Annotated in this window: 26 protein-coding genes; 1 reads left to right on the top strand and 25 read right to left on the bottom strand. The window is 61.8% G+C overall.

All coding sequences use genetic code 11. The annotated features are described in order from the left end of the window. Positions 1-26: 26 nt before the first annotated feature. The 25 genes from DNK59_RS19950 to DNK59_RS19830 form a co-directional block, all read right to left on the bottom strand. Positions 27-2,894, bottom strand: coding sequence for a hypothetical protein (locus DNK59_RS19950; protein ID WP_110724290.1), 2,868 nt, complete (start codon positions 2,892-2,894; stop codon positions 27-29). Continuing rightward, a complete protein-coding gene (locus DNK59_RS19945; RefSeq protein ID WP_047302098.1) occupies positions 2,891-3,229 on the bottom strand; it encodes a phage tail protein in 339 nt (112 codons plus the stop codon). The genes DNK59_RS19950 and DNK59_RS19945 overlap by 4 nt, the downstream gene beginning before the upstream one ends. Positions 3,230-3,268: 39 nt before the next feature. Further along, a complete protein-coding gene (locus DNK59_RS19940) occupies positions 3,269-4,675 on the bottom strand; it encodes a phage tail tape measure protein (protein WP_110724289.1) in 1,407 nt (468 codons plus the stop codon). 59 nt (positions 4,676-4,734) lie between these two features. Beyond that, positions 4,735-4,989 carry a hypothetical protein gene (locus DNK59_RS19935; protein WP_110724307.1) on the bottom strand — a complete coding sequence of 85 codons (255 nt, stop codon included), beginning with the start codon at positions 4,987-4,989 and terminating at the stop codon, positions 4,735-4,737. A 29-nt stretch (positions 4,990-5,018) separates the two neighbouring features. After that, the gene (locus tag DNK59_RS19930; protein WP_016964891.1) at positions 5,019-5,369 is read right to left on the bottom strand and encodes a phage tail assembly chaperone family protein, TAC; all 351 of its coding nucleotides are present in this window, start codon (positions 5,367-5,369) and stop codon (positions 5,019-5,021) included. A gap of 8 nt (positions 5,370-5,377) precedes the next feature. After that, entirely contained in the window at positions 5,378-5,869 is a 492-nt protein-coding gene (locus tag DNK59_RS19925; protein ID WP_110724288.1) for a phage tail tube protein, read from the bottom strand. Between the two features lie 90 nt (positions 5,870-5,959). Next, positions 5,960-6,151, bottom strand: a complete 192-nt coding sequence (locus DNK59_RS19920) for a hypothetical protein (RefSeq protein ID WP_019093183.1) — start codon at positions 6,149-6,151, stop codon at positions 5,960-5,962. A 66-nt stretch (positions 6,152-6,217) separates the two neighbouring features. Continuing rightward, a complete protein-coding gene (locus DNK59_RS19915; protein WP_110724287.1) occupies positions 6,218-7,369 on the bottom strand; it encodes a glycosyl hydrolase family 18 protein in 1,152 nt (383 codons plus the stop codon). A gap of 104 nt (positions 7,370-7,473) precedes the next feature. Next, positions 7,474-8,517, bottom strand: coding sequence for a phage late control D family protein (locus DNK59_RS19910; protein ID WP_110724286.1), 1,044 nt, complete (start codon positions 8,515-8,517; stop codon positions 7,474-7,476). Positions 8,518-8,578: 61 nt separating this feature from the next. Next, complete coding sequence (locus DNK59_RS19905; RefSeq protein ID WP_092320097.1) at positions 8,579-8,785, bottom strand: tail protein X; 207 nt, start codon at positions 8,783-8,785, stop codon at positions 8,579-8,581. Next, a complete protein-coding gene (locus DNK59_RS19900; protein ID WP_103741615.1) occupies positions 8,760-9,605 on the bottom strand; it encodes a phage tail protein in 846 nt (281 codons plus the stop codon). Before DNK59_RS19900 ends, DNK59_RS19905 begins: the two co-directional genes overlap by 26 nt. Positions 9,606-9,614: 9 nt before the next feature. Then, positions 9,615-12,236, bottom strand: coding sequence for a phage tail tape measure protein (locus DNK59_RS19895; RefSeq protein ID WP_110724285.1), 2,622 nt, complete (start codon positions 12,234-12,236; stop codon positions 9,615-9,617). 141 nt (positions 12,237-12,377) lie between these two features. Then, on the bottom strand, positions 12,378-12,683 hold the full coding sequence (locus DNK59_RS19890; protein ID WP_110724284.1) for a phage tail assembly protein: 306 nt from the start codon (positions 12,681-12,683) through the stop codon (positions 12,378-12,380). 10 nt (positions 12,684-12,693) lie between these two features. Next, complete coding sequence (locus tag DNK59_RS19885; protein WP_110724283.1) at positions 12,694-13,203, bottom strand: phage major tail tube protein; 510 nt, start codon at positions 13,201-13,203, stop codon at positions 12,694-12,696. A gap of 12 nt (positions 13,204-13,215) precedes the next feature. After that, positions 13,216-14,382: a phage tail sheath family protein gene (locus tag DNK59_RS19880; RefSeq protein WP_092320089.1), complete on the bottom strand. Its 1,167-nt coding sequence runs from the start codon at positions 14,380-14,382 to the stop codon at positions 13,216-13,218. A gap of 101 nt (positions 14,383-14,483) precedes the next feature. After that, entirely contained in the window at positions 14,484-14,909 is a 426-nt protein-coding gene (locus DNK59_RS19875) for a phage tail assembly chaperone (RefSeq protein ID WP_256596474.1), read from the bottom strand. 12 nt (positions 14,910-14,921) lie between these two features. After that, entirely contained in the window at positions 14,922-17,342 is a 2,421-nt protein-coding gene (locus DNK59_RS31940) for a phage tail protein (protein ID WP_177431272.1), read from the bottom strand. After that, positions 17,339-17,944: a phage tail protein I gene (locus DNK59_RS19865; protein ID WP_110724282.1), complete on the bottom strand. Its 606-nt coding sequence runs from the start codon at positions 17,942-17,944 to the stop codon at positions 17,339-17,341. Before DNK59_RS19865 ends, DNK59_RS31940 begins: the two co-directional genes overlap by 4 nt. 1 nt (position 17,945) lies before the next feature. Then, positions 17,946-18,827: a baseplate J/gp47 family protein gene (locus tag DNK59_RS19860; protein ID WP_110724281.1), complete on the bottom strand. Its 882-nt coding sequence runs from the start codon at positions 18,825-18,827 to the stop codon at positions 17,946-17,948. Beyond that, the gene (locus tag DNK59_RS19855; RefSeq protein WP_060837784.1) at positions 18,824-19,150 is read right to left on the bottom strand and encodes a GPW/gp25 family protein; all 327 of its coding nucleotides are present in this window, start codon (positions 19,148-19,150) and stop codon (positions 18,824-18,826) included. The genes DNK59_RS19860 and DNK59_RS19855 overlap by 4 nt, the downstream gene beginning before the upstream one ends. 4 nt (positions 19,151-19,154) lie before the next feature. Continuing rightward, complete coding sequence (locus tag DNK59_RS19850; protein WP_110724280.1) at positions 19,155-19,358, bottom strand: hypothetical protein; 204 nt, start codon at positions 19,356-19,358, stop codon at positions 19,155-19,157. 81 nt (positions 19,359-19,439) lie between these two features. Next, on the bottom strand, positions 19,440-20,030 hold the full coding sequence (locus DNK59_RS19845; RefSeq protein WP_110724279.1) for a phage baseplate assembly protein V: 591 nt from the start codon (positions 20,028-20,030) through the stop codon (positions 19,440-19,442). After that, positions 20,027-20,548, bottom strand: coding sequence for a hypothetical protein (locus tag DNK59_RS19840; protein ID WP_110724278.1), 522 nt, complete (start codon positions 20,546-20,548; stop codon positions 20,027-20,029). Before DNK59_RS19840 ends, DNK59_RS19845 begins: the two co-directional genes overlap by 4 nt. An 80-nt stretch (positions 20,549-20,628) precedes the next feature. After that, entirely contained in the window at positions 20,629-20,979 is a 351-nt protein-coding gene (locus DNK59_RS19835) for a phage holin family protein (RefSeq protein ID WP_092320077.1), read from the bottom strand. 518 nt (positions 20,980-21,497) lie between these two features. After that, positions 21,498-22,244, bottom strand: a complete 747-nt coding sequence (locus DNK59_RS19830) for an XRE family transcriptional regulator (RefSeq protein ID WP_092320075.1) — start codon at positions 22,242-22,244, stop codon at positions 21,498-21,500. A 187-nt stretch (positions 22,245-22,431) separates the two neighbouring features. On the opposite strand from DNK59_RS19830, the gene mutS reads away from it, so the two are divergent. Further along, complete coding sequence (mutS, locus tag DNK59_RS19825; RefSeq protein WP_110724277.1) at positions 22,432-25,011, top strand: DNA mismatch repair protein MutS; 2,580 nt, start codon at positions 22,432-22,434, stop codon at positions 25,009-25,011. The last annotated feature ends 51 nt before the right edge of the window (positions 25,012-25,062 follow it).

The raw sequence follows: 25,062 nt of genomic DNA, 5'->3' as shown, positions 1-25,062 counted from the left end.
GGGGGTAACTCGCAGGGGGTTAGCGGTTAAAGCATCCAGTTAGGTTTCATTTGCAAAGGAACCAGGCAATCAACTGCAGAACTCGAGAGGTAAACACCGTATTGGCCCTGGTGTCCCCAGCCATAGATCATGCCTTCGCTGTCCATCGCATAGGTAACCGTGGCGCCAGCACCTGCGTGACTCGTGCCCAGGAACCCGATGGCATCGACGGTAACCGGCTTGCCACTATTGCCCAGTTTTGGCAGTACCACCAAAACAGGAGTAGCAATGGTTCCGACGACACCTCGTCCACCTTCACCGTAACCATTGACACCCATGTGATAGATGTTGCCAGCGGCAGTTCGGATGTACATCGGGAAACAGTAACCATAGTAGGGACGATCGTAATCATGAGTCATGATCTTGCCGACCTTTCGGTCCGAAGTCGTTCCATCAAACGTCGGGTGCTTGGTCGGCACCAAAAGGTTGGTTGCATTGCCAGTCCCCAGTTGTGAGGTAGCGTTATAGCCCCAGACCCAAAGTGCACCGTCTGAATCCACACCGTAGCAACTGCCAACACCACCGCCACAAACGCTCAGTTGAGAAAAAGCCTGTGAAATTTTGAAGGGAGTCGTCAGTGACGTGGTGTTGCCACTGCCCAGTTGCCCGTATGTGTTAAAGCCACATGTACGCAATGAGTCAGTGAACCACATCACAGTAAACCCACTGGCGTTCGCAGCACTGTCAGCCCAGCCACTTCCCCCCTTGATTTGCAGGAGTTTTGCGATCTCTTCAGGCCCCCCCCATGCGGTGGTCACATCGGTGAAAGAGACAACATTGGCTGGAGTTGCAATGCCTGCCTGCCCTTGTCCGTTATAACCAGCAAAGAACAAACGATTATCAGAGGTCTGTACCCACGTGCGCCCATAGTGACTGCCGAGGTTCCACACCGATTTGATCTCACCCCGAGTCGCCACATCCCATACTTTCGTCCAGCTATTTCTCAGCGTGGTATCACCACTGCCGAGCTGACCGTATCCGTTGTAGCCGGCGGCATACAAACCATCAGCCTTGCGAATCAAGGCCTTGCCTCCGTCGGCGCTATGACCGGAGTTTGTCTCATGAAAGTAGATATCGAGCACACCATTCGTGGAAAGCGTCGGCAATGGCGCCACCGCCACGCTACCTAGACCCAACTGACCATTGTTGTTATAGCCCCAAGCCCACAGTTCTCCGTTACCGAGAAGTGCATAGCCGTTATAGCCCACCGCTCCAGCCTTGATAACCGGGGAGGTGCTGGGAACATTCACTCGGCTGAAGTTGTTCAGGCCATAGAAAGTTGTCGATGCATTAGGTCCGCGACCGGCCTGAAAGTTACCGTACACAGAAGCAGCGCCACATGCGGACCACAACACGCCATTGACGATGGCGTAAACGCTATTGACCAAGCAATTGCTTATCCAAGAGGGCTTAAGCGGATTGATTACATCTTCCAGCTTAGTGACTCGCTGGGTGTTGTTGTCCACCTGAGTCGCCAAAGCGGGAACATTCACTTCACCTGGGGCAGAGGCAGCCGCTGCCGCCATTGTGATCCAGATTACGGTGGCGTTGGCCATACGCGTTTCCGAACCAACTCGCGGGGTACCGTTGGAGCCATCGGATACCGCACCTCCGGTATAAGTAGCCCACCCTGTCGCCGCAACTACGTTGCCAACCAGACTGCTCTGAACAGTGTCGCCTCCAAACACAGGGTTTAGGCCTGTAGAGTTGGCTCCACCGCCATTCACGGAAGTCCTGTGTTTCATGCTTTGAACTTGATCGGACTGGTGCATTCCGACCCTACCCATAGAGTTCAAACCATAACCTCGGTAAGTAACTCCGCCCACTCCAAGCTGGTCATACTTGCCGTTGTCATCCGGCATCCGGAACGTTGTAGAACCATCGCCGCTGGAATAGCAGCCACGAAATGCAATGTTGGACTTCCACTGATCATCCGATACTGCCACTGCCTGGACCTTAGCCCACAGCCCCGGCCATACAGCGCGCGACAGGAGTTGCCCGGAGCGTTCGACGAACCCGGCAGGAATAGTCTCTACCGGCAATGTCCAGGGAATGGTCGCCCCTACTGGCAAACCAGTGCCGCTGCTGACCTCTTTGAAGGTCCCATCGCTGCACAGGAAGCGATCCTTATCCGTTTCCAGCTGAGGCGGCGCAGGTACCAGGCCCTGAGTACCAGAGGCGGTGGCGGTCGCTCCGCCCATGGGGGCACGGTAGTAAGCCGCAGGCTGGCCTGCCAGCTTGTCCGAATCGAGAGCCTTCTCGCTTTTGCCGAGTTTGGCGTCAACCTGCCCCTGCAACTTGGCAACACTTTGCAGCAGCGTATCGCTGGCGACGACAGCAGCGTTGACCTGCGCTCCCAGGCCCGTCAGCGTCGTCGAACGCACACGCGCCGCTGTGAAGTACTGATTAGTCGCCCCTTCCGCCACCTGATCCGTTGACCCAGGGGAGGAAGGGATCAGCACGAAGGACAAGCCATTCCAACGATATTGCTTGCTGGGGTTGCTCAGGCTGTCACCATCATTGACCGCGATATAGATCTTCCCGCTCTCACCCGTCGCTGGAAAACCAGCCAGCGTCGCGAACTCCAGCACATCACGGGGCAACTGCGACTGCGGTACCGTTCCGTTGACCAATTGAGCCACCGTGGCTCCTAGAGCTGATGTCGGAATCGCCGCATCAGCCTTGGCCTTGGCGGCTACCGCCTGTGCCACACCCTGCTCGGCGGTGGCCTGTGCTGTTGCCGTCCGGATGTCCAGCTCAGCGAAGTTGTCATTGATTGTCTGCCCCCCCGAACGCAGGTTTTGCCCGGTGCCATCGTTGGGGGCACTGCCAAGGTGGATCGGATCGATAGTCATGGATGAAATGCCTGTTCAAAAGTTGCGCTGAGCGAGTAAATCCCTGCGCCCAACGGCGAGGGCTGGTAGGTCTTGCAGCGGTACAGCCCCTGCTCGCCCAACGGCGGCGTCCAATAGAAAGGCCTGGCTCCTTGGTGGGCGTCGATGAAGTTGATGATCGGCTTGATCTTCTTGTCGTCACCGACAAAGGTCAGCGGCCAGGACTGGGTCTTGTTGTTGATCCCGTCCTGGACAACCTGCTGATAGCCATCACCAAAGCGCGCCGACTTGAGGCGAAACTCGACGCTGCCCACGGGCTCGATCTTGGGTACCCAAGTGAATGTTTCGATAGTCATGTCTTTTCTCCGGGCGTGAGCCGTTGCGGCCGCTGGAAATCAGCGGCCGTTGATGACGGACCAGATCTGGCCGCCCGGTTTCAGGTCTCGGGCAATCTGTTCGGCCGCGCCCTGCTTCGCCGCGCTGGCGTAGGCATTGGCCAGGCTCTGGGAATTCGTGCCTGCCCCCGAGGCACCGGCCTGTCCGTCGGGTACGTTGATGGTCTGCTGGATGACCACCTGCTGGTTGCTGGTGGTGCCGGATTGTCCCCCGCCCAGCGCAACGACCCCCAACGAGCCGTCGGAACCACGACTCAGGGGCATGATTGCTTCTGGCCCAGCCTCGCCGAACAGGGCCATAGGTGCCAGGGTCGGACCGGTAGCGACACCATTGGTGAAGACACCACCGTTGGCATACTTGAAGCTGGAGTCCAGGCTCAACTGAGGATCGAAGGTGTAGCTTGCGGAACCGAGCGAACCGGTCGTTGGGGCAGGTGCAGCAGTAGAACCAAACCATCCCATGACCGCCGAACTGGCCATTCCAAACAACGAACTCAACGCCTTGGACGCCGCCGTCTTCGCCGCCAACATCGCCATGTCCTTGAGCACCGACTTGGCGAAATCGGAAAAGGAGAACTTGCCCGTGGTAGCGAACTGGAGGATCGCGGCATCCATCTGCTCAAACGCACTGGTGAACACCGCCTTCGACTGAGCAGCGACGTTACCGGCGTTATTCATGTAGTCATCCAAAGCCGACGAGGCACCATTTTTCCAGTCGCCGAGTGCTTCGCTCATCTGTACATAATTGCTTTGAATCTGCAGGGCCATGTCACTGTGCTTGGTCTTCAGCTCATCAAGCTTGGTGGCATACTCGTCGCTCTGTTCGACCCCACGGCCATAGGCATCTCCCGCCGGGAACTTGATCCCCGACTTGTCGGCATAGGTCGCTGGCGACTGAACCGCGCCTTGAGGAAATTGCTTATCCAGAGCCTTGCGCGCCAACGCATATTCTTCATCGTTCGCACTGAGTTGGGCGGCCAGTGCCTGTTGACGACTCCCCCTGCCCAACTGAGAAACAGCGAGAGCACCTGAATTACGCAGTTTCTCCAGCTCGTCGGAGTACGCCCCCAGCTTTTTTCCAGATACTTCCAGGGACTGCCCATACTCGGTTCCAGCACTTTTGTTCTGCTGGAGCAGTGCGTTCAGGGCGCTTTGGCTTTTAACAAAATCATCGGCCGCTCTGGCAGCCGGGTCATAGGCCTTGCGCAGGCCATCAAAGGCATCGGTGGTTGCGCCCAACGTGGAAGCAGACGAAGTTGCCAGCGCCTCGGCAATCTTCTTGCTGGCCTCCTCGACACGCCTCTGCATGCTGCGCATGCCTTGGTCGGTAATACGCTGGGCCTTGTCCAGGGCTCGCTCCAGGCTGCCAAGGTCCAGCTGCAAACTCCCTTGGGAAGCAGTTGCCATAGGTTTCTCCGGGTCATGAAAAAACCCGTCGAAACGGGTTTGGGGAAAGTGGCCTGAGATCAGCGCCACTCGTTCATTGCACGTTCGAGTGACAACCCCAAACGTTGTTCGTGAGGCATGAAGTCCAGCAACTCCGCCAGGCCTCCGCCCAGCCGGTGGGTCTGCAGCGCCACCAGGGCGCTGCCCGCCTCCAGCCGCCTACCGGTATGCAAGGAGCCATATCGGTCGATATAGCGCCCCCATGCCAGGGCTTCCTGGTAGGTCATGCGTTCCTTGGCTTCGGCAATGGTCCGGCCGCCGACTCCGTTCAGCACCAACTCGTGCCAGAACTCATCGGCGGCGGTCAGTTTTTTGCCGCGGCGCCACCGGTGCCATTGACCTCATTCACCGCATTGAGAATCAGGAACCCCAGGGACGGCTCCAGCCCGTAGGCATCGTCGTAGCTGAGGGCTTCCGAACCGTCAGCGCCCAACGCCACCGAAGCGGCGATGTAGCGGGCATTACGGCTCAGCTCGCTGTCACTCTCGGCAAACAGGCGCTCGATAACCCCGAAAGACTGCCGGCGAACATGCAGGGTCAAGGTGTCGGTCACTTCCTTACCGGTCTTGCTGTCAAGGTGAGTCCAGCTCACCTGTTTCTTCACGGGCAGGGCATCGACGATGCCGCCCTTGGCTTTCAGCTGTTTGAGGTTCATGGCGTGGCTCAGGCCTTCTTGATCCAGGTGGAACCGCCGGTGCGCTGAATGGTGACGGTGGTGGTCACTACAGCGTTCAGGGCGAAGTTGAACGGGAAGTCCGAGACGTAGCCGTCGAAGGCGAACCAGGTACGGGTGGTGGGCAGTTCGAAGTCGTCACCCTTGGTATTGAGGGTAGGGACTACACCCTTGCCATCGGACCAGCCCACGACCCATTTGACGCTGGTATCGCCATTGGCCTCGGACAGCTGGTGCAGACGGATATGACTGGCGTTGGCCGGGTCGGCGTTCAGCCCGAGGCTGGCCGTACCTGGAGTGCGCAGGCCCTTCTTGTAGCTGCGTTCTTCAGCGTTGAGGCTGGTGTCTTCGATCTGCTCGGCGGGTGCACCGCCCGGGTCGAAGGAAGTGGCGTGCTCGATTTCCAGCACGGTGTAGGGGCCGCTGCCGGAGACAGGCGGAACCAGGGCAAAGATTTGCGTACCTTGGGTAAGAATCGACATCAGGTGTTCTCCATCAAACAATAAAAAACCCGCGACGGCGGGCTGTGAGTGTTACTCGGGAAGGAAGCTCAAGACGCTGGACCCTCTGGTTCAGGGAGCCGGCGAGCCATCCAGATAAGGGGGAGCGTTGGGGTCGGGCTCGCGACTCTTGATCAAGTCCACTAGCGCCTGGTTGCTCTGCGCCAGCAGGCGGATCGCGCTGTTCAAGGCGGCCTGTCCATCGGTCTGGGCCTGGAGCGCAGCGATCAGTCGATTGATCGCCGCAAGGTCTTCGTCATTCATGGGGCAGTACTCTCTATCCGTCGAACGTTACCCGGGGCAGTCCCGGAATTCTGCTACTGGCCTGGCTCACTCCCGCCCCGCCGGCAACAGTTCACCACCGGCCTTGAGCCCGGCCTGCAGCGCCGTCCAGAACTCGGCATTTTCATAGCCCATGGCCCAGACGCTGGTGCCGCCCAGGCCCAGCTTGGCGACCAGTGCGGTCTTGCTCTGGATGCTCGCGGCGTCGTCGTACCAGAGCACCGGTTGCGCGCGCTCCGGGGTCCACTCCACGCCGTCGGCAAAGGTCCGGACCGGGCCCCAGGTGGCGTAGGGAGTGGCCGAGGCTGCGTCCCGGTGGATGACGGCGCGGTGTTCGGTAATGACTTCCTGATAGGCCGACCAGTGCACCCGGTTGCCAATGCTGTAGTCCTGACCGTAGGCCGGCAGCCCGGCCAGGACTTTGCTCGGTGCGACTCGCGACACGGCATAGCCGAGCAGCGCCTGCTGCCAGTCGGCACCGGAGCCCGGGCCGGGCCAGACTTCGTTGTGGAAGCCGCCGCTGCTCCAGCCGGGGCCGACCTGGTCGTAGGTCATGACCTGGAAGTAATCCACCGCCGCGCCCAGGGCCTTGTAGTCGTAGCCTTGCAGGTACTCGGGCTCGCGGTCGCTGGACTTGGGCGGGACGCTGATGATCAGTTTCTTGCCGCTGGCATGCAGGGCATTGCCCAGGGCTTTGACATAGGCGGAAAAGGCCTTGGCATTCCTCGGCTCGACCTGTTCGAAGTCCAGGTTGATCCCGGCAAAGCCGCCCTCCTTGGCCAGCGTCACCAGTTGCTTGATGCTGCCGGCACTCAAGGTCTTGTCGTTGACAATCGAGTGGGAAATCGCCGGATCGAAATCAGCAATGCCCTGGTTGTAATCGGAGACGGTGGGGTACAGCGGCAGCGACTTGGACTGGGCGAAGCGAATGATGTTTGCGCTGGTCGGGTTCATCCCTTCCTGGTGCAACTGACCGGTGACGGTCAGCCCGTAGACGCTGCCCAGACCGACAGCAGAAAGGTTACGGTGGAACGCCTGCAGGTTGCTGTAGGACGCTTCGACCTGGCCGTCGGTGTAGGCCAGGACAAAGGGGCCGGCATGGGCTACGGCGGCCAGCAGCAAGCTGCAGCCGGCGATCAATGTCTGCAATAGAAAGCGGACGCCTCGCTTCGAGGCCGGGCTGCTGATGCCTGGGTTCATGAATACTCCTGCGGATTTTCCGCCTGCTTGAAAAATGAAAGAGGGCTGGATCGGAACGATCCACATGCATGGGCCACGGGACAGTTCGCGGGGCTGTCGCCGCGTCAAAGCTGCACCACCCTGAGTGGCTTTTTGGCTGGCGTCTTCTTGGCCTTGGCTTTGGCCTTGCCGTGTTTGCCGCCGTTGCATTCGACCGTGGTGCTCCAGCCCGACGGGTTGAACAGCTGCTCCACCGAGTCCACCAGGTATTCGCCGTCCAGTCCGGCCTTGAAGCCCTGGGCATTGATCAGGCGCTCGGCAAACAGATCGGTGCGCCCGGGCATCTCCAGGCGCAGGCTGGCGCTGCTGCGGTTGAAGGCGGCCAGACGGGCCTTGGCCGCTTGCTCGGCGGCGGATTTGTTGGGGTACAGGTGCCGATCGGTGTGCACCGCCGGCACGCTGGCCGGTGAGTCGCTGTTGCCCAGGTCGATGACCTTGAGCGTGCCGCTCTTCGGGTCCTGGTGCCTGGTCTGCACCGCCTTGTGGGTGCTGCTGTCACTCAAGCGGAACTGATAGCGGCTGACGTCGCGGCGGCTGAGGCTGACCACCCCCAGGGCCTTGCCGCTGGCACTCAATCCGGACTGCCGGGGCAGCACCAGCAACCTGCCTTCGGCCACCTTGGCGGTGCAGTCGTACTGCCTGGCCAGACGGGTGATGAAGTTGAAGTCGGACTCGTTGAGCTGGTCGATCCGCGGCACCTTGGTCGCCACCGGACAGACCGGCTGCCAGCCGTTGCGGGCTGCCAGATCGCGGACTATCTGCGCCAGCGCGACGTTCTCCCAGCTGCCGCTACGGGTGGTCTTGCCAGTGCCGCGCATGTCGCTGGCCTTGCCGCGAATCTCGATGGAGTCCGGCGGCCCGTTGACCACCACTTCATCCACCGTGTAGCGCCCCAGGCGGGTCAATGCCTGCCCGGCATAGCCGAGGAACACTTCGATGGCCGCGCCACGACCGGGCAAGGCGACCGCGCCGTCACGGTCGTCGATGCGCAGTTCGAACTCGTCCGCCTCCATTCCCGGCTTGTCCAGGGTGCGCAGGGTCAGCAACCGGTCATTGATCTGCGCGGTGATGTCGCGACCATCGGCGAGGATGCGAAAGACCGGGGTCATGGCCTGTGCTCCAGAAAATGAAGACCCCGCACGCAGCGGGGTCTGTTGAGTGGATGCAGGGTCAGTCCCATAGCTGCACCATCGCCTCTGTGCGGATCGGCAACTCCGGTAACAGGATCAGTACCCCGGCACGCAAGGGTTGCGGTTCGTCGGCCAGGCCCTGGTTGGCGTCCAGCACCGCCTCGACACTGCCATTGAGGTGCCCGTAGTAGCGCTGACACAAAGTGTCGAGCAGATCGCCGTCAGAGGTTCTGCAGGTCGTTGCCATAGCTCACAAACTCCAGTGAAAACCCTTGTTTGCGGGGAATGCCGCCCGCCAGCAGGTGGCTCTGTTCCTCGTCGATGCTGGTGAGGCACCAGGTGCCCAGCACTTCGCCGTAGCCCGTGGTCAGGCTCAGGGGCTGCAAGCGCCGGCCAATGCTGCGCAACGCCTGCAACTGCCCCAGCCCGCCCTTGAAGCCGGGAAAGATCGCCCCCTTGAGGGAGATCTTGTCGTCGCCCTGCCCCACTGCCTGCTGCGCAATGCTCCGGCTCAAGCGTTCCTGAGCCGCCCAGCGAAAGCCGGTTTGTCGGCGCAATTCATCGAAGGCTGCGGTGTCGAGGTTGAAGTAGAACGGCTCGGCCGCGGCCCCCAGGGGCTGCAGGATCAGCAGGTGCGGGAAGGGCTTCACGGCCTCCGCCGCCGGGGTGTCCTGGGGCGCCAGCGCGCCGGAAGGAAAGATATTGCCCAGGGCCGGGCTGATCTGCCCGCCGATGCGGTTGATTGCCGCGCCGGCCTTGGCCACCTGCTCCTGCAAGGCGCCAAGACGCTGCTGCATCTGCCCCGCCACGGTCACGGCCTGGCTGTACTTGGCCGCGACTTCACCCACCGCCGACTGCGCCGCACCGATGCTGCGCATGGTGCGTTGCAGCTTGGCGCCCAGCACCGGGCCGACCCAGGGCAGGTTTTCCAGCTCCGAGGCGGCGCCGGTGATGTCGCTGATGGCGCCGTTCATGGGCCCGAGCATTTCATCGGCGCTGCGCCGCCCCGCCTCCGCTGCCGCCACCAGGGACGTGAGCCCCGATTGCAGCTGTTCCATATAGGCCATGCCACCTCCTTAAACGTGTGCCGCGTCGAACAACTGACGACTCGCCGCCTGCCGGCTGTATTCGTCGAACTGAAAGCGCAGATAGGGTTCCAGCTCCCGAGCCAGTTGCGCCGGATCTCTGACATCGCCCTGCACCGAGATCGACAGGTAGGGCGCGAAGCTGAACTGCTGTTCGATCGCCGGCGCCGCCGATGTCAGCGGCTCCGGGGGATTGCTCAGCGAAAGGCTCGACGCCGACGGTGCTGGGCTGGCCAGTGAACGCGCGGCCTGGCCCATCAGCGGGGAGGGCTGGCCCGGCTGGAAAGACTTGGCGATATCGCCCATGACCGGCGGGATGTTCTGCCCGGCGTTGCGCATCATCAGCGGACCGGCGGCGGGCATTTGCTTGAGCGAGTCGTCGGAGCCGAAGAGTTTTTTACCCAAGGCCCCACCGGCGGCAGAACCGCCCCAGGCGCCCAGGGCACCGCCCACCAGCCCACCAATAACAGTACCGATGACCGGCACCACGGAACCAATGGCGGCCCCTGCTGCTGCTCCGGCAGCGGCGCCTGCAAGATTGCCTGCCGCCTCGCCATAGCCTTCGGCTTTTTCATCTTGGGTCTTGGCATTCAGAAAGGTGTCCGCAACCTGGAAACCGGCACCGAGCACCGAGAGGATCGCGCCGCCCTTGAGCAAAGGTGCGAACCCTTTGGCCACAGAGCCAGCGCCTTTCAGTGCGGTACCGGCCACACCAGACCTGACCGCCCCTCTGGGCAGTTTTTCCAAACCACTGGGCGTCAAAGGGCTCTTGAACCCTTTACTGCCCGCCCCCTTCGAACTCGGGGCGCGCCTGGGCTCCTTTCGCCCGCCACGGCCCTTGCGACGTTTTTTGTCCAAGCCGCGGTCGATCATGGGCTCGCAACAGTCAATGCCTAGCGCATTGCGACCGGGCGCTCGCCTTCTCGCCTTCGGCTTGCCTGCAAGCTCACAGCAGTCGATGCCTCCCGCACTGCGGCCAGGCGCTCGCTTCGCCGCCTTGGGGTCAACCTTCAACCCACCCCGCAAGACATTGATCAGGCCCTCGCCCATGGTGTAGACGGCCATGAGCTTTTTCACCGCGACATAAGCAGCACCCAGGGCAACCACACCCTGCACCAACGATGGGTTCCGCTCTGCCAGTTCGGTCAGCTTGCCGACCACCAGCGTGATGTTTTTGGCCACCAGATCCGTTGCCGGTTGCAGGGCCTCTCCCACCGCACGCACGCCATCGTCGACCGCCTGCTCGCTCTCCTTCCACAATTGCGCGGAGGCTTGTCGACGCTCGGCCAGGTTCTTGTCGAGAACAGCCGAGGCGCTCAACGAATCCTTCTTCACTTGCTCATACTGCTGCCGGCCCTGGGTCTGGGCCAGCAAGGCCGCCTTGATCTGCATATCGGTGAACAGATCGCCGGTACGCAGGGACTCTTCCAGGGCCTCAAGCATGGCCTTGGCCTTGACCGGGTCGGTTTCCTTGCTGATCTGCGCCTGGGCCTCGGCCATCTTCGCCGCCTTGGCCGGGTCGATGGCCCTGACGTAACGCATGGCCAGGGCAAAGCTCGCCTCCAGGCTCGACATGCCCTTCTGGATACCGGTGTTCAGCGAGGCCTGATAATCAATGCCGGCGTCTTCATAAGCCTTGACCGCGTCGCTGGAGCCGATTTTTTCGATCCAGTTCTGCAGTTGACCTGCGGCCTCGTCAGGACTTGCGGCGGTGTTCATCTGCACCTGCAGCATCGATCCCAACTGACTCACCGCCTGCATGCCGGTGAGCCCTTCCGCGCTGGCGCTCTTGAGCAGTGCCGGGAGCAAGCGCGCCATGTCGGCGGCTTCGAAATTGCCCGCCTGCCCCTGCAGAGCGATGGCCTCAAGAGCCCTTTCCATGACCTTGGGATCGTTGATCCCGGCTTTGAGCTCCAGGGCTCGCATCAGCTTCGCCGTGTCGTCGACACTCGCGCCCTGCCCCACCGCAAACTTGGCGGCCAGCCCGGCGTAGCCTTGCGCCTTGTCCAGCGACATGCCGCTGGCCATCATCTGGCTCACCAGCGCCGCCACATCGTTGCGGGCCATGCCCGTGTCACGGGAGGTCTGAATCACCGTGCGGCTCAGTTGGGCTTCCTGGGGCTGGTTGGCCACACCGGACTTGATCGCCATGTCGCGGATCAGCGCTTGATAATCGGCGCTGATCTTGACCGGGGCGCGCAGTTTATCGACGCCGAACTTTGCCCAGTCATAAGCCGCCTTGAAGTCGGCCTTGCCCTGGGCGACCTGCTGCAGTCCTCGGGCCTGAAGCGCCGAGCCCCGCGCCACATTGCCCAGCGCCTGGTACTCCTGGCGCAGTTTATGTACCTGAATCCCCTGCCGGCGCAGCCCATCCCGGCTCCCTTCCAACCGACGCAACAGGCCGGCCGCGGAAGCGGCGCCGGTGTCATGGGCCTTCTTCCATTCATCCTGCAGGCGCAGGGTTTGGCCGATGGTCTTTTCCAGCACCCGAGCCTTGCTGCCCTGCTGCTCCAGCTGCTTGATCCGGCCTTCCATCGTCTTGAAGGCCGCGTCCCAGGTCGAACTGAGGGCAGTACCTATCACCACCACTTCCGATACCAGCTTGTTCGCCATCTGCGTCTCCTGCTCCTTGGGTGATGGGCTCAATCCGTGAGCCACCAGACCATGTCGGAAAACCTCATGGTCATGATTTCCTCGGCGGAAAAATGCAGCTCGCGAGCGAGCCGTTTCGCCGCCACCTTCATCACCGCCGGATCAAAGCTCGTCTTCTTGCACCAGGCGAAAATAGCCGGCCTGCAGGCGCTGATAATCCTTGAGCGCCATGCTCTCCAGGTCCTTGGTGCTGATTTGCGCGAGGCTGGCAAACAGCATCAGCTCGCGCTGTTCATCGTCACCCACGCCGGCGGCACTGGCGGCGCGCACATCCCGCACCGTCGGCGCGCGCAGGGTGAGCCGGTCGCAGACCACGCCGTTCATCTCCACCGGCTTGCTCAACGCCACCATCACGCTGTCGCTGCTCAGGGTCATCCAGGCCGGGGTCTTGTCGCTTGCTTGAGACATGGTTTTTTCCTTACAGGCCCAGGGCCGAACGTTGCGCGGCGAGCTGGTCGACGCCGTTGATCACGCGCTTCATGCCCAGGGCATCGATCTCGTAGATCAGGCGACCGTCGACTTCCAGCTTGTAGTAGTTCAGCGCCACGTTGTGCTTGATTTCGGCCTTGTCGCCGGACTTCCAGTCGCCCATGTCGACCTCTTTGAGCAGGCCACGCAGGGTCACGATCACCGGGGTGACCTTGCCCTTGAGGCCCTTGAAGGCGCCACGGAACACGCCGTTGAAGCCGCTGCCATCGGCCAGGCCGAACATCTTCAGCGACTCGCGGCGCACGCCGGTGGTGGTGAAGCCGGCCTCTTGCTTCTCCATGCCCATGTCCAGTTCCACCGGCACATCCATGCCGCCGACACGGTGTTCCTCGGTCTTGAGGGTCAACTTGGGCAGGGTCAGGCTCGGCACGTCGCCTTGAAAGCTGATGCCATCGACGAACAGGTTCATGTTCGCCAGGGTTTCGGGAATCATTGCCATTGCTGCGGCTCCTTAAGCGGCTTGGTCGAGGACTTCGGTCAACCACTGGTTGGTGACCTCGACCCGGAAGTGAGGGTTTTCGGCGGGCGGTACGTCGGTGAAGCGGATGTTCCAGTACACCTTGCCCTGCTCCAGCTGGCTGGCGGTGTTGAGCTCGGTGTCGGCGTAGACCTCGAAATTGATGATCGCGCCCTGGTTCTTCAGATCACGCATGAAGGCCTGCAGGCCCTCGGTGACGTCCTTGACGTAGGTCGCGGTGATCGAGCGGTCCACGGCCCATTTGTGGCCGAAGAGGATGGCGTCCATGACGATGTCCATGGTCCGCACCCGGGTGACGAAGGCCCACTTCGGATCGCTGGACAGCGTGCGGTTGCCCCACAGGCGGAAGCCCGCATCACGAATGATGGTGGTGATGTTGGCGTTGTTCAGCAGGTTGGCGCGGCAGGTTTCATCGCCGTCGAGGAATTCGATCGGCCGCGTGGTGCCGGTGATGCCGACGAACTCCTTGTTCGACGGCGAGGCCCAGAAGCCGTACTCGTTGTCGGTCCAGGCGAACAGCCCGGCGACCCAGGCCGAAGCCGGCGCATCGACGGTGGCATTGGCGCCGTTGTCCCAGCGCTGAACGCCCGGGTCGACCATATAGGCGCGCTTGGCGCCAAAATTCTTGGCATAGGCCATCGCCGCTTCGTCGGTGGTATTGGGACCATCGAGAATGGCCAGGCCACGCAGCTTGTCGGCCAGGGCCACCAGGGCCGTGCCGATGGCCAGGGTCGAACTGTGCTTGGGGGTTACCAGCAACCGCGGCTGGGCGTTGAAACGGCTCTTGCCGTCGAGCAAGGCTTGCAGGCCGGTACGCTTACCGTCGGCCAGCACCCCGCCGATGATCGCCGACGTCTGCTCGGCCGCATCGGTCATCTTGGCCACGCCACAAGCGACGATCACCGCCTTGGCCCGCTGGTAGATGGCCTGGCAGGCCTTGGTGATAGCCGCATCCGGGCCCCAGGCGGCAATGGCCTCGCGCTCGTTGGTGATCAGCAGCAGATCGTTGGCCTTGGCAGTGGCGGTCGGGCCTTCGGTGAAGGTGTCCACCAGGCCGATGATCGAAGACGACGGCAGCGAAATGGTGCGCGTGCCGGTGTCGACGTTAGTAACGGTAACGCCGTGGAAAAAACCACTCATGGATAAACTCCAGACATGAAAAAGCCCCGGGTGAAGGGGGCTCGTTGGGATGAATGATTGGTGGGAAGCAGGAAAGAAAACGCCCCGGCGATGCGGGGCGTTTATTGGGTTTGTTCGGCGATCCAGGATGGGGCTACTGGGCGGTGCTCGGCTTGTGGGAAGTCCGGGGATTGGGGCCAGTCGCGTAGGGATTGCATGTATACAAGCAGCTCCTTGAACTGCTCACCGGTCAGCGTCGTCGGGGATTCAATTTCCAGTTGGTCCCGATGACGCTCACGCAGCCACATCACTGACACCAACTCACTATCACGCCACTCCCGCTCCTGTGCTGCTGGATCCGGAATCACCTCGGGGGCATCGACAAGATATGGCAGCCCCTGCTCATCGTGAGCACGGATCTTACCAAGCGCAGGGTTACCAATAACCGACAAGTAAAGTTCTTCAGATATTTCAACTGCATCCGATGGCATTAAATCATGCATGCCTGATATGTATGTGGAGCCAGTAGACTTGCTGTAATGGCGCATACCAAAAACTCCCTAGGATCCAAGTGCAAACCAAAAAATGTCAAAGTTTGTAGGTGAATTAGTAGAGGTGCCATTGCCCGCACGCCTATTAAATGTTGACTGCGTTTTTGAAGTATCTCCTGCGCTTTGCGAGACATCCCAACCATTAGGTGAGACGACAAGCGGCACCGCAATTTCGAAGAACTTAGAAGCTGTGAACGCAACGGGGAACGACACTGTAATTGGGCCAGCTGCTGCATTTGTTCCTCTGCCCCACTGTACAATCAGGCCACCCAGCCACGATGGAAAAGCAATGTAGCCGTTGCTAGCAAGACCGATCGAGAAACCCCAACGAAGTTTCTTAGGCGTGACGATCACCGAATCATCAGCACCAGCATTTACCTGTGCCTGACTCGCAACTTTTGCTGTGCCCTGGTTGCTCTCTGTTGTTAGGCCAGTCAACTGGACCAATGCAGCGACATCGATGTTTCCCTGATTGATTGGCGCGTTCCAGGCTTTGATGCACCACATAACCGCGAGGTTTCGCGGGCGGGTTTCTATGCCACCAGCTGTATTGGTTTGGACCGACGGCGCTGTTATTGAGCCAGACCCTGCATCTCCATAGGGCCATAATGTCGGGTCGCTGCCCGCATACGAAGTGTTGTTTGTTGTGTGAAAGTGAGATTTAAACTCATCAGCCTGCCAGCTACCGATTCCGCGGCCCGCATCTACCCCGCGCCCATGATCCCACCCTCGCAAGAACTCCCCACGGGACTCAGGCAACCGGAAGTTACCAGCCCCTTCATCGCCCTTGTTAAAGGTGGTGCCCAGATACGCCGCGAGATCGGGATAAGCGGCAATACTTTGCACGCTACCGTTGAGTTCAAGGTAGCCCGCTGGAACCTCAGCCTTGGGAAATGGAATGATGGCGCCAACAGGGTGCGCAGACTTGAGTGCTGCCAGCTCCTTTACCAGCGCTGCTACGTCGATATTTCCCTGATTGACGGGTGCGTTCCACGCCTTGATGCACCACATGACAGCAATGTTATGCGGGCGAGTTTCGTACGCAATTCTAGGAGTTCCATGAACTGTATCCGTGACAGGATTTCCAGTTGATGCAGCTGGAATCATCGATGGACCCGGCGATGGCGCAGAACTGCCACCACTTGGGACGCTTTCCATAATCGAAGTCCCAGACAGCGGGGAATGTCGATGTCCCTGCATAGCATCGGTTTGCGTGGTACCGCAGCCCCGATCAGGATCTATACCTCGCCCATGATCCCACCCACGCAAGAACTCCCCCCGAGACTCGGGCAAGCGGAAGTTTCCCGCCCCCTCGTCCCCCTTGTTGAAGGTGGTCCCCAGATACGCCGCCAGGTCTGGATAAGCCGCAATGCTCTGCACACTGCCATCGATCTCCAGAAACCCCGGCGGCACGCTGGCCCTGGGAAACGCCACCATCGAGCCCACCGGCAACGATGACGACTGCGCCACGATCGACTCAATCTCGGCCTTGGTGTAGGTGTCGGTAATGCCATGTCCGGCCAGGGTGCTCGGGTTGGTGCCGGCGATCACCCGGCCGTACTTGTCGACCGTAACGTTGGCATAGGAGCCCCCGCTGATACCGGTTCGCCCAATGGCCATCTCGAAGGCCAGCGGCGTGGTGCCGAGGACAATCGGCCCGTCGGTGACCAGTTGCCAGACGCTGTCGCCGTTGACCGTACCCTTCTCGATGCTGACGAACAGCCCGGGGGTGACCTCCAGGCTGGTGTCCGCATCCTGGGCACGGGTCCAGACGCCCGTCGATGACACCACATACAACCCGTTGTCCTTGGCCTGGGCCTGGTTTTTCACCAGTACCCGGGCATCGGCCGGCAGCAGCACGCCGTCAATGGTCTGAATCCCGCTCAAGGCGATGTTGGCGGTGGTGGCCACCAGCGCCGAGTGCTTGAAGTCCAGCTTGGCCAGGGCCTCGATCACCGCATTGTCGACATACTCGCGGGTCGCCAGGACCACCGCCGGATCGATTTTCAGCACGATCTGCGCGGTATTGGCGACGATGAAGTTCATGCGGATGACTTGGGTCTTGCCGGTGCCCTGGGCCAGCAGGGGCTTGAAGCTCGGGGCGCAGTTGGCCACCGCCACCAGGTCGCCGTCGGCATCGAACAGGCCGATCTCGCGGATCCAGCGGCCGCCGACATCAGGCGGGATTACCTGTTCGGTGATGATGATGTTGGGGTTGGCCGGGTCGGTGCGCACCTGGTTGACCGCGGCGCGGCGCCATTCGTTGATCAGCTTGGTCTGGGTCCGGTTCGGAATGGGGTCGGTGCCGTTGGCATCGCCGACCGCCATTTCCTTGAAGGTCCAGGGCGTGCCCAGGGCCGTGGCGTTGGCCTGTTTCGCCTCGCCCACGGCCGTGAGCATGGCGAAGAACTGACTGTTGGAATCAATCATGAGTACACATCCAGGGTGTCTGTTTCATCAATACACATGACCTGGCCATAACGACCGGTCACTTCAATGTCGCGGGGGGTCGGGGGGTACACGTCGAGTACTTCGCCTTGATCCACGTAGGCGCCGTAACCGATGACGCCGGAGGTTTCCAGGCTGATGGCCAGGCTGGTCATGTGCCGGCTGACCGGTCTGGCGTCATCGATCAGCCGGGTCAGCTCCTGGTACATCTCCTCGGTGATGCCGGTATCCAGCACCCCGACTTTCAAGGCAAAGGTGGCCGGCTCGCCTTCAGGGACCGTCTGCCACCATTCGACCACTTCGATCAGGTAGCCCAGCGGTTCCACCACTCGCCGCAGTGCACCGAGGGTGCCTTTGCGGGCGTGGATGAAGTAGGAGGCGCGAATGGCGTTGCGCTTGACCGTCTCGCTCCAGCCCGGGTCCCAGCGATCCACCGACCAGGCCCAGGCCAGTTGCGGCAGCAGATGCACCGGGCAGGTCGCCGGGTCGTACAGGGTGCGCAGCATGATGGCGCTGTTAGTGCTACCGGCCGCCTCCAGGGCGCGCTCCAGCGGGGTGCGGTTGATCGGCAGTAGGCTGCTCATTTCAGCTCCCCAACTTGACGCTGTAGCCGGTGCAGTACGCCGCCTGGGCCTTGCTCGGGGTGATGTCCTGCCAACCGCCAAGATCGACCCGAGCCACGCCAGCCACATGCAGCTGGGCGTCGATGGCCGAACGCGCCACCTCGATGCCCAGGCGCCGCCGCGGATTGATCCAGGCCGCCAGCCTGCGCTCGGCCTCGGCCAGGGCCGCATCACTTTCCGGCCCTGGCCCCTTCATGTGCAGCACGGCGTCGATGCGATAGGGCAACACTTGCGCACTCTGCACCGTGACCCGATCCCCCAGGGGCCGCACGTCCTCATCGTTGAGGGCCGCAGCGACTGTCGCCAGCAGCTCGGGAGCGGCCGTGCCGTTGCCTTCCAGGCTCAGCACCGTGACCGTCACCCGGGCCGGTGCCGGGCTCTCGGCCTCGGCATCGGCCACCAGGGCCGAAGCATTGCGGGCATGCAGGATGTAGCTGTTACGCGGTCCGGCGGTGGTCAGCCCTTCATAGGCCAACTGGATGCGTTCGCGCAGGGCGTCGTCCGACTCCCTGACCTCCTCCAGCGCCGGCACCGCCAACGAATTGCCAGCCTGGATCACCAGGCGCTGCAGTTTGACGTTGGCCGCCAGGTGATCCAGGTCCGTGCCCTGGGCATGGGCCAGCAGCAACGCCTTGGCGGCATCGTTGACCCGGGCCCGCAGCAGCATGTCAGCGTAAGCCGAGACTTCCAGCAGTTTGCTCACCGGGTCGCTTTCCAGGTTGGCCGTCCAGTTGTCGCCCATGTGCCGGCGAAAGGTGGCCAGCTTGCCCTGGTACAAGGCCTCGAAATCCAGGGCTTCAAGCACCTGGGGTGCCGGCAGCGCCGACAGGTCCAACGTACTCATGCCGTTACCTCCAAAACCGCGCGATTGCCCAGGTACTGGCCGGTCAGTTGAAAGCTGATCTGGCCGCCAACGACCGCGACCACACTGACCCGTTCCAGCTTCAACCGTGGCTCCCAGCGCAACAGCGCTCGGGCCACTTCGGCCTGCACCGCGCTTTTCCAGCCGCCAGTCACTGGCAGGTCGACATAACGACGCAGGTTGCTGCCGTATTCGGGGCGCATCCGTCGGCTGCCCAGGGGCGTGGTCAGGATGTCCTCGATGGACTGCCGCACATGCTCGATGCCGGACAGCGACAGGCCGGTACGGCGATCCATTCCGATCATGGCCTTACTCCTGTGCTTGCAGATCCGGGTGGCTGGCGAGGTAGTCCAGGGCAACGCGGTCGCCGGCCTTGACCGACACCTGTCCCTGGAGCACCGGCAATTGGCGGCCATCCGGCAGGATCAGATGGCGCGAGGTGTAGAGGCTGTCGCGAAACACCACAGCACCGGTGCCGGCCGGACGACCGGGGGTTTTCTTGGGGGTGGCCATTGGATTCTCCGGGTAGAAAAAAACCGCTCTGGGCGGGTTGCTTGGGTGATAGGTGGGTCGTAAGGACGATGGGGCCAAGGATCACTGCGGCGGGGCCGTTGCCCCGGGGCCCGGCATCACCCCCAAGTGGGTATGGGTCGAACCGACGTTGACCCCGTTGTGCTTCAGGCTCCCACCGTTGATCTGCACATCGCCATGCAAAGTGATAGCTCCGCTCAAGGTGATGCTGTCGGCCTTGGCGGTAATGCTGCTGTCGGTAACCTGCGCCGAGCTGGCGCCGACCTCAATGCTCACCGTGCCGCTGGGCAGGCTGATGCTGTAGCGCTTGGCCTGCCAGTCATAGACCAGAGAGCCGCCATCTTCGAAACGCCAGACCTCGACGTGGTCGCGGTTGTCTGGCTGGGGACCGGCATTGCCATACAGGCCGGGCACGAAGGTGCCCTGGGCCGGCTCGCCGCTGGGGCTGATCAGCACGCCCTGCTCCCCCAGGCTCGGTGCCCGCCAGTGCCGGGCCTTGCCGGCGGCCTGGCTGTGCCAGCGCAGCCAGGCGCTGGTCCAGCCGGCGCCATCGGACACCCGGACCAGCCCGGCGGCCAGATCCACGCCGACCACGCTGCAAGGCAGGATCAGGCCGGCAATCATGCGGTCGTGGCTTGCAGACACGTAACTCACGCCATGTGCTCCGGCGACTGGTAGCGGTCCTCATGACCGGGTCCGGTATCGGGGCTCAAGCCCAACAACAGCGTGCCCGGCGGTTGATCCGGCCAGGGCCATTGTTCCTGGCCCAGGTAGACAAGTTGCTGCCACTGCACGATCCACTCGGCGCGATAAGCCGGATCCGCCGCCGTCCCGGCAGGCTTGGCCCATACCGCCGTGGCCCCCTCGACAAAGTCCAGGTTCCACTGCTGGCAACGCAACAGCTCAAGCAACTGCGCCGCCAGCACGGCCGCCTGCAAAGGCGCCTGCGCCAGTTCGGGATCAACCCGGACCCGCGCCTCGAAGGTGGCCCGCATGCAACTGCGGCCATCGCCGGGGTCGGCGGCCTGATCCAGGCCGGTAATCGCGTAGTGGAGCGCCGGTTCAGTGATGCCTTCGAGCATCTTGGGGAATGCCTCAACCGTCTGCAGTTGCGGCATCGCCAGCTTGATCGTGGACGTGATGGCGTCTTTTAGCCGGGTCAGTTCATTCATTGTGTAGTTCCTGAATCAGGTCGAGGCGCCCCAGCCGCTGGGGCCGATGGTGCGTGTTGAAGGCCGGAGGTGACGCGGGGTCAACGCTGATCCGGGTTCGAATCCCGCGGGGGCGGTTCGCAAACCCCGATGCGCTTGGCCGCCCAGCGCTCGTAGAGGCCGATGGCGACGTCGGCGCCGGCCATGGCGGTCAGGCAACCGAAGGCGCAGGCGGTCCAGATCGAGACGCCGGCGGCATACAGCAGCATGATTGCCGAGACCCCGCAGACCACGCAGGCTCCAGAGCGCAGCGCCAGGCGCCGCAACAGCGACCAGCCACGGGCGCCCTCTTTGTCGGCGCGCCACATTTCGCCGGAAACGCCACCGACCAGCGCCAGGACGATGACCAGCCAGATCGGCATGTCCAGCAACGCTTGCTGCTCGTTTGTCATTCACGTCTCCCGTGCGGATTGAGGCCAGCGAGATGGCCAGTTGATAGAAAGCTGAAAAGGGTGATTCAAGGGGTCCCTGTCTGTTGGCGGCCCACGTTAGGCAGGCATTCCAAAAAGCCCGGTCGCCCGGGCCTTTCAGTAATGCAAACCTTGGTCTTTCGGCACTACTGGTGCGGTACGGACCCATTCAAATTGTTCCTCCGACCGCGACCCTGTCCGCCGGATAACTGCTTCTGGTGCTTTACGCTGCACACCCGGGTCAGTTGCCAACCCTCTGAACCGTCGAGGCCGGTTCATCGCTGCCTTTGCTTTGCCACTAAAGAGCGTCGTTGCAGCCGTTGTTGAACGGCTTGAGATGGATAATATGCATTCATGCATATGCAGTCAATGCGTAAATGCATTTATTTATGCAGCGGAATTGCACGAGTGCATGGACCCCGCATAAATGCAGGGTGGGAGGATTTTTCGAGGGCGAAAAAAAGCCCGCTCAGTGGCGGGCTTTGTCTGACGGTGATGGCTTAGCGGGCGTACATGCCCCACCAGAAGACGTGACCGAGGATGCTGATCTGCTCCTCCTGGATTTCCTGGAAGCTGTAGTCCTCGTCCGGGTGCTCGTCGCGGTTGAAACTGCGCAAGCGGATCCCGGTGGGCAGGCGATACAGCTGCTTCACCCGCAACTGGCCATTGTGGTTGATCGCGTAGAGGTCGCCATCGATGATGTCGCCAATCGCACATTTGCCAGCATTGACCCCGACCGTGGCCCCATCGCGCAGTACCGGCAACATGCTGTTGCCGCGCACCGTGACGCACTTGGCCTGATCGAACTGCACGCCGTTGTGCCGCAGGCTGCGCTTGCCGAAGCGCAGGCTGGCGCGCTCGCTTTCCTCGATGACGAATCTTCCTGATCCAGCAGCCAATTCAACCTCACGCAGAAAGGGAACCGACACCTCGTCGTCATCGACAGGGGTATCGTCGTCCCACAGGCTTATGTCCTTGAGTTCCGAATGAATCTCGTCACGGGGGGCCGCCGCGCGGGCAGGCGCGATGTCCACGCGCCCGCGCAGTTGATCGGTGCTCACCTGGAAGTATTCGGCGATCCGCGAGATGTGCTTATCCGAGGGATCGACGATCTTCCCGCTGAGAATCCGCGAGAGGGTGGATTGAGGCACACCGGTGCGGCGGTGAAGCTCCGTGGGGGAGATTCCGTCACGCTCCAGCAGCTCTCTTAAGACGGTAGAAACATTGCGTATTTGCATAGAACGCATATTGCTTGATCTTTTTCTCAATGACAAATGCTGTTTTGCATAAACGTAATGCATTTACCGGACAAACGCGGTAGCGCCTTGGAGTCTGCGAGCCCGGGGCGCCCATGGTAACCTTGCCGCCATCTGCAAAAAGCCGAGCCCAGCGCTCCTTTGCTTCACCCATTCAACGAATCCGCCTAAATACCCAATGAGTAAAAATACCTCCGATCTGTCCTCCCACACGCCGATGATGCAGCAGTACTGGCGCCTCAAGAACCAGCACCCTGATCAGTTGATGTTCTACCGCATGGGCGACTTCTACGAGATCTTCTATGAAGACGCGAAGAAGGCCGCCAAGCTGCTGGACATCACCCTGACGGCGCGCGGACAGTCGGCGGGCCAGGCGATTCCCATGTGCGGTATTCCCTATCACGCCGCTGAAGGTTACCTGGCCAAGCTAGTGAAGCTCGGCGAGTCGGTGGTGATCTGCGAACAAGTGGGCGACCCGGCGACCAGCAAAGGCCCGGTGGAGCGCCAGGTGGTGCGCATCATCACCCCGGGCACGGTGAGTGACGAGGCGCTGCTGGACGAGCGCCGCGACAACCTTATTGCCGCTGTGCTGGGTGATGAGCGTCTGTTTGGCCTGGCGGTGCTGGACATCACCAGCGGCAACTTCAGCGTCCTGGAAATCAAGGGCTGGGAAAACCTGCTGGCCGAGCTGGAGCGGATCAACCCGGTCGAACTGCTGATCCCCGATGACTGGCCACAGGGCCTGCCAGCGGAAAAACGCCGCGGTGCAAGGCGCCGTGCGCCCTGGGATTTCGAGCGTGATTCGGCTCACAAGAGCCTTTGCCAGCAGTTCTCCACTCAGGACCTCAAGGGTTTTGGCTGCGAAACCCTGACCCTGGCCATCGGCGCCGCCGGTTGCCTGCTCAGCTACGCCAAGGAAACCCAGCGTACCGCCCTGCCCCACCTGCGCAGCCTGCGTCATGAACGCCTGGACGATACCGTGGTGCTGGACGGCGCCAGCCGTCGCAACCTGGAGCTGGACACCAATCTGGCTGGTGGACGCGACAACACCCTGCAATCGGTGGTCGATCGCTGCCAGACCGCCATGGGCAGCCGCCTGCTGACTCGCTGGCTGAACCGCCCGCTGCGGGATCTCAAGGTCTTGCAGGCGCGTCAGTCGTCCATTACCTGTTTGCTGGACGGTTACCGCTTCGAACGACTGCAACCGCAGTTGAAGGAAATCGGCGATATCGAGCGGATTCTCGCGCGAATCGGCTTGCGCAATGCCCGTCCGCGGGACCTGGCCCGCCTGCGCGACGCCCTGGCCGCGCTGCCGGAACTGCAAGAGGCGATGACTGAACTGGAGGCGGATCACCTCAAGCAGTTGGCGCTCACCACCAGCACCTACCCGGAGCTGGCGGCGCTGCTGGCCAAGGCCATCATCGACAACCCGCCAGCGGTAATCCGCGACGGCGGCGTGCTCAAGACCGGCTACGACGCTGAGCTGGACGATCTGCAATCCTTGAGCGAGAACGCCGGGCAGTTCCTGATCGACCTCGAAACCCGCGAGAAAGCCCGAACCGGCCTGGCCAACCTCAAGGTCGGCTACAACCGCATTCACGGCTATTTCATCGAGCTGCCCAGCAAGCAGGCCGAGCAGGCGCCCGCGGACTACATTCGCCGGCAGACGCTCAAAGGCGCCGAGCGCTTCATCACACCGGAACTCAAGGAGTTCGAAGACAAGGCGCTGTCGGCCAAGAGCCGTGCCCTGGCCCGGGAAAAGATGCTCTACGATGCGCTGCTGGAAACCCTGATCAGCCATCTGCCACCGTTGCAGGATACCGCCGGAGCTCTGGCGGAACTGGATGTGCTGAGCAACCTGGCCGAGCGCGCCTTGAACCTGGACCTCAACTGCCCGCGTTTTGTCAGCGAGCCATGCATGCGCATCACCCAGGGTCGTCACCCGGTGGTGGAACAAGTCTTGACCACGCCTTTTGTGGCCAACGACCTGAATCTGGACGACAACACCCGGATGCTGGTGATCACCGGCCCGAACATGGGCGGTAAATCCACCTACATGCGCCAGACCGCGCTGATCGTGCTACTGGCCCATATTGGCAGCTTCGTCCCGGCGGCCAGCTGCGAGCTGTCCCTGGTGGACCGGATCTTCACCCGGATCGGCTCAAGCGACGACCTGGCCGGAGGCCGTTCGACCTTCATGGTGGAAATGAGCGAAACCGCGAACATCCTGCACAACGCCACGGAGCGCAGCCTGGTGCTGATGGACGAAGTGGGTCGCGGAACCAGTACTTTCGACGGACTGTCTCTGGCCTGGGCTGCGGCAGAACGTCTCGCCCAGCTACGGGCCTACACTCTGTTCGCCACCCACTACTTCGAGTTGACCGTACTCCCGGAAAGCGAGCCGCTGGTGGCCAACGTGCACCTCAACGCCACCGAGCACAATGAACGCATCGTGTTCCTGCACCACGTACTGCCTGGACCTGCCAGCCAGAGCTATGGTCTGGCGGTAGCCCAGCTGGCCGGGGTTCCCAGCGCAGTCATCAGCCGCGCCAGAGAACACTTGAGCCGTCTGGAAACCACCAGTTTGCCCCATGAAGTGGCGCCTCCAGCACCGGGTAAAACCTCGGTTCCCCAACAAAGCGACATGTTCGCCAGCCTGCCCCATCCGGTGCTGGACGAACTGGCCAAACTGGATCTGGATGATCTGACGCCACGCCGGGCCCTGGAAATGCTCTATACATTGAAGACGCGCATCTAACGCGAACGCCTTCAAGCTGTTAGAATCTCGCGCGGTTTGGGATGCTGCGGA

The organism is Pseudomonas sp. TKO26 (assembly GCF_003225665.1).
GTDB lineage: Bacteria > Pseudomonadota > Gammaproteobacteria > Pseudomonadales > Pseudomonadaceae > Aquipseudomonas > Aquipseudomonas saponiphila.
Note: the sequence above shows the minus strand (reverse complement) of the source record. Positions and strands in the feature narration are given on the sequence as shown.